This window comes from Acidibrevibacterium sp. (assembly GCF_049965395.1).
Classification (GTDB): Bacteria; Pseudomonadota; Alphaproteobacteria; order Acetobacterales; family Acetobacteraceae; genus Acidibrevibacterium; species Acidibrevibacterium fodinaquatile.
In genome coordinates this window covers 1-6,393 of record NZ_JBMFWJ010000079.1, presented here as the reverse complement: position 1 = coordinate 6,393, position 6,393 = coordinate 1, and the positions used below count along the sequence as shown (strand labels likewise).

At 64.3% G+C, this 6,393-nt stretch carries 8 protein-coding genes; 3 read left to right on the top strand and 5 right to left on the bottom strand.

Annotated elements, in window-relative coordinates; translation table 11 throughout:
- The coding region (locus ACP5M5_RS14120) for an efflux RND transporter permease subunit (protein ID WP_427938401.1) at positions 1 to 179 on the top strand (179 nt) is incomplete at its 5' end.
- Positions 180 to 320: 141 nt separating this feature from the next.
- Here the strand turns inward: ACP5M5_RS14120 and ACP5M5_RS14115 are convergent.
- Together ACP5M5_RS14115 and ACP5M5_RS14110 are read right to left on the bottom strand one after the other, a co-directional pair.
- Complete coding sequence (locus tag ACP5M5_RS14115; RefSeq protein WP_427938399.1) at positions 321 to 1,796, bottom strand: hypothetical protein; 1,476 nt, start codon at positions 1,794 to 1,796, stop codon at positions 321 to 323.
- Positions 1,793 to 2,809, bottom strand: a complete 1,017-nt coding sequence (locus ACP5M5_RS14110) for a KGGVGR-motif variant AAA ATPase (protein WP_427938397.1) — start codon at positions 2,807 to 2,809, stop codon at positions 1,793 to 1,795. The genes ACP5M5_RS14115 and ACP5M5_RS14110 overlap by 4 nt, the downstream gene beginning before the upstream one ends.
- A 45-nt stretch (positions 2,810 to 2,854) precedes the next feature.
- Between ACP5M5_RS14110 and ACP5M5_RS14105 the strand changes: the two genes are divergently transcribed.
- Positions 2,855 to 3,250 (top strand): hypothetical protein, encoded by a 396-nt coding sequence (locus tag ACP5M5_RS14105; RefSeq protein WP_427938395.1) that lies wholly within the window; start codon positions 2,855 to 2,857, stop codon positions 3,248 to 3,250.
- A 341-nt stretch (positions 3,251 to 3,591) separates the two neighbouring features.
- On the opposite strand, the gene ACP5M5_RS14100 is transcribed toward ACP5M5_RS14105, so the two are convergent.
- From ACP5M5_RS14100 to ACP5M5_RS14090, 3 genes are read right to left on the bottom strand one after another with little or no spacing between them, the layout of a single operon-like run.
- Positions 3,592 to 4,188 (bottom strand): DUF6362 family protein, encoded by a 597-nt coding sequence (locus ACP5M5_RS14100; protein ID WP_427938393.1) that lies wholly within the window; start codon positions 4,186 to 4,188, stop codon positions 3,592 to 3,594.
- Positions 4,185 to 5,414 carry an AAA family ATPase gene (locus tag ACP5M5_RS14095; protein ID WP_427938391.1) on the bottom strand — a complete coding sequence of 410 codons (1,230 nt, stop codon included), beginning with the start codon at positions 5,412 to 5,414 and terminating at the stop codon, positions 4,185 to 4,187. Before ACP5M5_RS14095 ends, ACP5M5_RS14100 begins: the two co-directional genes overlap by 4 nt.
- The gene (locus ACP5M5_RS14090) at positions 5,411 to 5,701 is read right to left on the bottom strand and encodes an AsnC family protein (protein ID WP_114911083.1); all 291 of its coding nucleotides are present in this window, start codon (positions 5,699 to 5,701) and stop codon (positions 5,411 to 5,413) included. The genes ACP5M5_RS14095 and ACP5M5_RS14090 overlap by 4 nt, the downstream gene beginning before the upstream one ends.
- Positions 5,702 to 5,804: 103 nt before the next feature.
- On the opposite strand from ACP5M5_RS14090, the gene ACP5M5_RS14085 reads away from it, so the two are divergent.
- The gene (locus ACP5M5_RS14085) at positions 5,805 to 6,158 is read left to right on the top strand and encodes a helix-turn-helix domain-containing protein (protein WP_427938389.1); all 354 of its coding nucleotides are present in this window, start codon (positions 5,805 to 5,807) and stop codon (positions 6,156 to 6,158) included.
- Positions 6,159 to 6,393: the final 235 nt, after the last annotated feature.

The window sequence follows — 6,393 nt, the reverse complement described above, 5'->3', positions numbered from 1 at the left end:
CGATGTCGCTCGGGCTTGGCGATGGCGGCGAACAAAACGCCCCGCTCGGCCGCGCCGTGATCGGCGGCCTGCTGTTCGCCACCGTCTCCACCCTGCTCTTCGTCCCCACCGTCTTCGCGATCCTCCACCGCAAAGACAATCTCACCCCACCAAACCCACCCAAACCCGCCGAACCGTGAGGAACGAAACCCGAGGTTTCCGCCCGCATCACGAAAGCGCTGCAATGGCCTTTTGCAGATCAGCGGCGAGGGTGTTGATAAAAACGCGACTGTCGCTTCCGCCCGGGAAGACGGGGCGCGGTGCCGCGTTGGGAAGCTCACTCATGCGCGGGGCTTCATGCCGCCTTTTCGCTTTACTTTGGCCTGCAGGCGGAAGAGATCGGGCATGTTGATCCGGAGGTCGGCGAGCCGAAAGAAAATCTTGAGACGGACGAGTTGCTCGATCAAAAGCGCATAAGCCTTTGTCTCCTCCGCCATTAGGACCTCGCCGGGCGGAATATAGCGGCTATCGTTTTTTTGCTTTTCCGCTTCTGACTGGAGTTTTTTCAAAGTCCCTCGCTCTCGCCAGCGCACGGCGAGATCGTTCTCCTCCAGCGGCACGACGAGACCTTCCATGTCCTCGAGGACCGTGCCCATCCAGCCATAATCCTCGGAGAGTTCCTGAACCCGAATTTTGGAAGCGTGTCGAGCCCCTGATTCGATACCCGATTTATCGAGAACGGTTTCCCTCGATTTTGTTTCCTGGGCGGCTGTTTTCATCGCCAAGAGAAAGCTGCGGGGGGCGGCAAAGCCGGCGGCATCGGAAAGGTGATTGGGCACCCATTTATATGTGTCGCCCCTCCTCGGCCCAGCTCCCATGAAATTCCCCGCGAGCGCGTGAAAAACCTTCCCTTGCAGGTCTTCGCTTTCAATCAACTCAAGGGGTGGACGCCAAACATTATCGACCCCGTCGAATTTTGCACCGAATTTCGAAGCGCAAAAATTCCGGAATGATCTCGCAGAGTCGTCGTTATTGACATTGGCAAGCAGGGTCCACAGCAAGCCATAGAGATCGCGGCGCTTCCAGGTGAGTTCAACTTCGTTGTGGCGGAGCTTCGAAGCATCGCCGACGGCCCAAAGGCTACGATCATCCGCCATGTCTGGCCGGATGAACATTTTGATACGAACCGCTTTCAACGCGCGAACGGCGAGCGCGAGGCGAATCAGGCCCTTCATTTGTACGCGGATGCCATTCCAGTCCGTCGTAATCGTATCCAATGCATCGAGAACAAGAACGTAAATTTTCCGTTGTCCGATGAGACTATTATCGAGCCGTCGAAATGCCTCATTGCGTCGCGCTGGATCTTCAGCCACCCAACTGACCCACTCGCTCCAGGCAGACTCTTTTTGGGGGGCACTAGGGATCGTTATCGGCGCGAACCGTAACAGCACCGCGCGCCACAAATCTTCGGCCGAGAAATTGTCCATGATGCTCTTGATTTCGGATCGAGAGGGATGCCTAGCCGCCATTTCTCCATCTGAAAATCCGAGCCTGCCTTCGACCCGGTCCAGGCCAAGCCGCGAATATGACTTGGCAACCAGCGCTTTAATATCCTGGTTGATCAGAACGCTAGACCAGAAGCTTTTGCCGGTTCCGCGATCCCCGACGACGACGCTGCGATGGGGATCCAACGCCCCTTCATGATCGGCCGGCGTAAAGACGGCTCTGCCCTCGGGGGCTTGCGTCGCACTATGTGATGCCTCGTCGGGCAAGGATTTGAAAGCTTCCCGAACGATGATGGGAAAGCGTTGCGTCATCTCAGCTCCAAAATCTGTTCAATGCCGGCCAAGAAGGGGCCGAACGCCGGAAGATAGCGCTCGGCGGTGAAGAAAGATTTGTCCGCGCGTGGGTCAAATCGCGCATAGGTCTCGTCCGCACGGATTTCGAGCGGGAAATGCGGCGCATCATCGTCGTCAACGTCGAACGTGAAGGCCAGAGCCTCACGCTCGAGCGAACCCGCAGTCGCAGATGGCGTCTCGTCGTCGTATAAAGACTCTCTCCAGAGATCCCAGCTTTTCTCGCGAAATTGCGAAAGCGTATTCTCCTGCGGCGGCGCTTTCGCGTGTACCATTTTGAATGCACCGCGAATATCCGCGCCACCCACCTCAGGGTCGAAGGCGCTGCGCAGGCTGTCGAACAAAATGGTGAAATCATCAAAGCTTTGCTCGCTTGCGGTCGCGAACAAAAGCACTTTGCCGCCAAGGCCGAGAAGCAAGCTGCCGGACGTTTCGTGCAGGCCTGCCCGGGCGTCGATCAGAACGACGTCATATTCGCGCCGCTCGCAAAGTTTGTTGATTAATAGATCGGCTTTTTGTGCGAAGCTGAAACCGGCAAATGCCGCGCTGACCGAGCCGGGGATATAAGCACGCGCGAGCTTGGAGAGATAGGCGCCGGGCGCCCGGCCGCGCGCCGGAACGACATCGGCCACCGATCGGTTCGAGGTGAATGGGCTTGGGCTGATCATATCCACCAACATCTCGTCGCTTACAGCGCCGGCGGCGAAGGCGGCAAACCAGTCCACGGCGCCGAAATCCGGCATATCGTCGACGTGGAGCAGGGTAGAGCCAATGCCCGGCGCCTCCAGATCGAGATCAAGAACCAGAAGATTAAGGCCACGCGCGGCAAGATGCGCGGTGGCAATCGCCAACGCCGTCGACCGACCGACGCCGCCTTTCACCGAATGAAAAACCAGGCGCTGCGGCTGCTTGACCAGTTCCGCCGGGCGCATCAGCCATTCGCCCCCAGCCACGCGGCGATCGATCAGCCGCACCGGGGAATCGGCGGCGATCGCGAGCGAGGGCTCCCGCAAGAAGTCTTGCAGCTCGGCCTCGGCTACACCCGCGACAAGTCCTTCGCCCGGCACGGCATAGGCGCCAAGCCGGGCGCGGACGCTCTCGAGATCGGCCGCCAGACGCTCGGCGTTATCCTTTGCCGTCACCAGGCACAACTGGCCGTAAATGTCGCGGATGAGGCGGCCATTGCGCGCCGCCTCGCGGCCAAGCCTACCCTCGATCCAGCACGCAAATTCCACCGCCGCGTTATCGAAGGTGACATTGAGCACGGTCTAGGGTCTCCCGATTTGACGGAACAATGTTTGGACGTCGCTATGCCACCGGCACCATCGCTCTTTGGCCTTCGCCGCATCGATGTCCGGCTCATAGCGCAACTCTGCCGTCCAGCCGTCAAGAAAGGAATCCGACAATATTTTTGAAAGAGGGCTCATGATACGATCGGAACCGCTTTTTCTTATTTTGGCTCGCAAAGCCGGAAAATGGCAACGAAATGGGGACCCATCTATCTGCACGCCGGCGCGTGTGAGTACCGCTTTGACAAAGCACTCCGCCGCGAACCCGATCAAATGCCCGGCAGTCTGATGGCAGCTGTGCGCGGCAAGTTTTTTTGCGTCTCTCCTGTGACGTTCCGCCGCGTGCTCGAAATTATCCGCCATCGTTTGTCCGCGTTTTCAGGGCGCCTTTGGCCCGGCGCCAGGCCTTGGCGCGAGTTCATTCGGCGCAGCGTAACACGGGCGCAGGCCATGGAAAATCCACCCCCTCATCGCCCCGCCAGCGCCGCGACCAGCAACCCCACCGCCTCGCGGTGCCAGCGCTGGATCGCCTTGTGGTCGGCGCCAAGCGCCGTGCCGAGGCGGCGCCAGGGGTAGAGGTGGCGGCCGGTCAGCGGGTGGGTGAGGGCGCGGGCGGCCAGAATCCGGCGCAGCACGTAGCGCTCATCGGGGATCAGGCCGAGCCAGGAAAACGCCTCGTCCATGCGGGTGATCTGCGCCGCCGAGGGCACCGGCGGGCGGAGCCGGGTATTGCCCTCCCAGCCATAGGCCTCGGAGGCTGCGCGCACGATCTCGAGCGCGCCCAGCCGGAGCCGCGTCGAATAGCCGCGCTGGGGGAGCGCAAGCAGCGTCGCCCCGGCTTCCTCGAGCCTTGCGATCACCGCCTCGGCATCGAGCCCCGGTGCGTCAAGCCTGGCCGCGCCAAACCGCGCGCCATTCTCGCCCGCCCGCACCCCCCCGGTTTGGCGCAGGCGGCGGGGCCCGCGCGCGCCATTCCCCCCCGTCTCCGACGGGGGGAATGGCGCGGCGCCGCCGCTCCCCGCCGGGCGCGCCAAATCCGCGCCAAACCGAGTGGCTTTGCTCATGCGTGATCTCCTTGCTGATGGGGAACGAGCGGGCGGCGGGCATCGATCACCCGCACCCCTTGGCGTTGTTTGCGTTGCTCGCGGTCGCGGTATTCGCATTCGACGAGCAGCCCGTTTTCGAGCCAGGCGCCGATCACCCGCGCCGCTTCCGCCTCCGTCAGGCGAAACCGCTCGATGAGCACGCGCCCGGCCCAGCGCTCGCTGCCGCGGCCGCGGCGATGGGCGGCATAGAGGAGGCCGAGGCCCGGCCCGGCGGCGATGGCATCGAGCGCCTCGTTGCAATCGGCCGGCGAGAGCTTGGCCCACACCGTCGGCGGGCGAAAGCGGGTGATCGCTTGCACATGATCGCCGCGCGGATAGGCCTCCGTCGCGTTGCCGAGCGCGACACTCTCGAGCCGATACCAAGCAGCCCGGCCGGCGCGCGGCGCGAGATTGGCCTTGACATCATCGAGCCGCACCAGGCGCCCGCGCTCGGCGGCGGGAACGCCCATCTCCTCGCCCTCTTCCTCGCTCATCGGCGAGAGGATGCGGGCGATGCGGGCGGCATCGGTCAGCGCCTTGGCGCCGCGCGCCGCCTCGGCATCCGCCGCCGCGCCCTTGCGCACGTGATGCACGAGCAGCACCGCAGCGCCACTCGCGTGCGCAACCTCGGCCCAGGCGGTCGCCGCCGCATCCATGTGCGGGTTGGAATTCTCCTCGAGATGGTGCGAGCGCACGAAGGGATCGACGATCAGGCAGCCGATATTGGCCGCAAGCGCCGCCCGGCAGATCGCTTCCTGGTCGGGAAAAACGATGCCGCCATCAGGGCTTTCCTCGGCCATGACGATGCGCCGGTCGCGCCCGGAATGAAGAAAGAGCCGCCCGCCGAGATCAGCGCGGGTCAAGCCATGCTGAAGCATCGCCGCCGCCACCCGGCGCTCGATCTCATCGAGCGGGTCTTCGAGATTGAGGAGCCAGACGCCCACCGGGTGATGGACGCGCTCGCCGAGCAGCGCCCGGCCGGAGGCGAGCGCCAAGGCCTCGCCGATCGCGAGCGCCGATTTCCCGACCCCGCCCGGCGCAACCAGGAGCGAGACGAAGCCGGCAACCAGCGCCGTGCCATAAAGCCAGGGGCGCGGCGCGATGGCGGCCGGCGGCGGCAGCAGCGCCGGGGCGGCGCGGAGCGGCGGCGCCGGCAGCGCCGGCCAGAATTCGAAGCCAGGCGCGAGGGCCGGGTCTCGGGTCACGCGAAAACCGGCAGGGGATACGCGGTTTCGGCGAGCAGGGTTGCGGCGGTGATGGCGCCCCAGGTGATCGGGTGGCCGGCAGGCAGCGGCGGCCGCTCGGGGTCGCGCGCCGCCGGCGGCGGCGCCGGGCGGACCGGGAGACGCGCGCCGATCCGCCGGCCGCGCTCGATCGCGGCGTTGCGGCTGATGCCAAAGAGCCGGGCGATCTCGTCCCAAGTCTCGCCCTCGGCGCGAAGACGCTTCAATTCGGCATCGCGGGGCGGGCTCCAGATCAGTTTTTGCGGCATGGCGGGGCTCCTTTGGCGGGGGAGCGATTCTGTTATCTGATCTAACGACGACAGTCAACAATTCTAACTAGTTTTGTTAGAAAAAATGACGTATGCCGCGCCGATGGCACGTCACCCCCCCACCACCACGCCCACCACGCCGGGCGAGCGCCTGCGCGCCGCCCGCCTCGAACGCGGCCTGACCCAGGATGCGCTGGCCGAACGCCTTGGCGTCTCGCGCTCGGCGGTCGCGCAGTGGGAGACCGACCGCGCCGGGCAAATCCGCGGCAATCTCCTGCGCATCGCCGAAGTGCTCGGCGTCTCGCTCGAATATCTGCTGCACGGCGACGACAAACGCGCCCCCGCACACGCCGCCACCGGCGACGAACTGGCCCTCCTGCGCCTTTACCGCGAACTCTCCCCCGAAGACCGGGCGATGCTGCTGACGACGGCACGGCGGCTCGCGCGGGAAGGGTAGGGGGCCTGGCTGATATCGCAAAATTGCTATTGAGCCGATGAGGTGGTTTTGTTACCCTACGGGTGACGAACCAGACCTCTGGGCGCACTGGCTCGCGCGCCAAAGCGAACGCGTGCAAGCCAAACATGCGGTGGTGATGCGGTTTTTATCCGATGGGCACTGGCGGGGCCCGCATTGGCGGGCGCTAGTCGGCGCTTATCAGGGGCTTGGCGAGAGCCGGATTGCGGCGGATCGG

Excerpts from the sequence above, each read along its gene's own strand:
- ACP5M5_RS14115 (WP_427938399.1), bottom strand. The coding sequence starts at position 1,796 with ATGACGCAACGCTTTCCCATCATCGTTCGGGAAGCTTTCAAATCCTTG.
- ACP5M5_RS14100 (WP_427938393.1), bottom strand. The coding sequence starts at position 4,188 with ATGAGCAAAGCCACTCGGTTTGGCGCGGATTTGGCGCGCCCGGCGGGG.
- ACP5M5_RS14090 (WP_114911083.1), bottom strand. The coding sequence starts at position 5,701 with ATGCCGCAAAAACTGATCTGGAGCCCGCCCCGCGATGCCGAATTGAAG.
- ACP5M5_RS14085 (WP_427938389.1), top strand. The coding sequence starts at position 5,805 with ATGGCACGTCACCCCCCCACCACCACGCCCACCACGCCGGGCGAGCGC.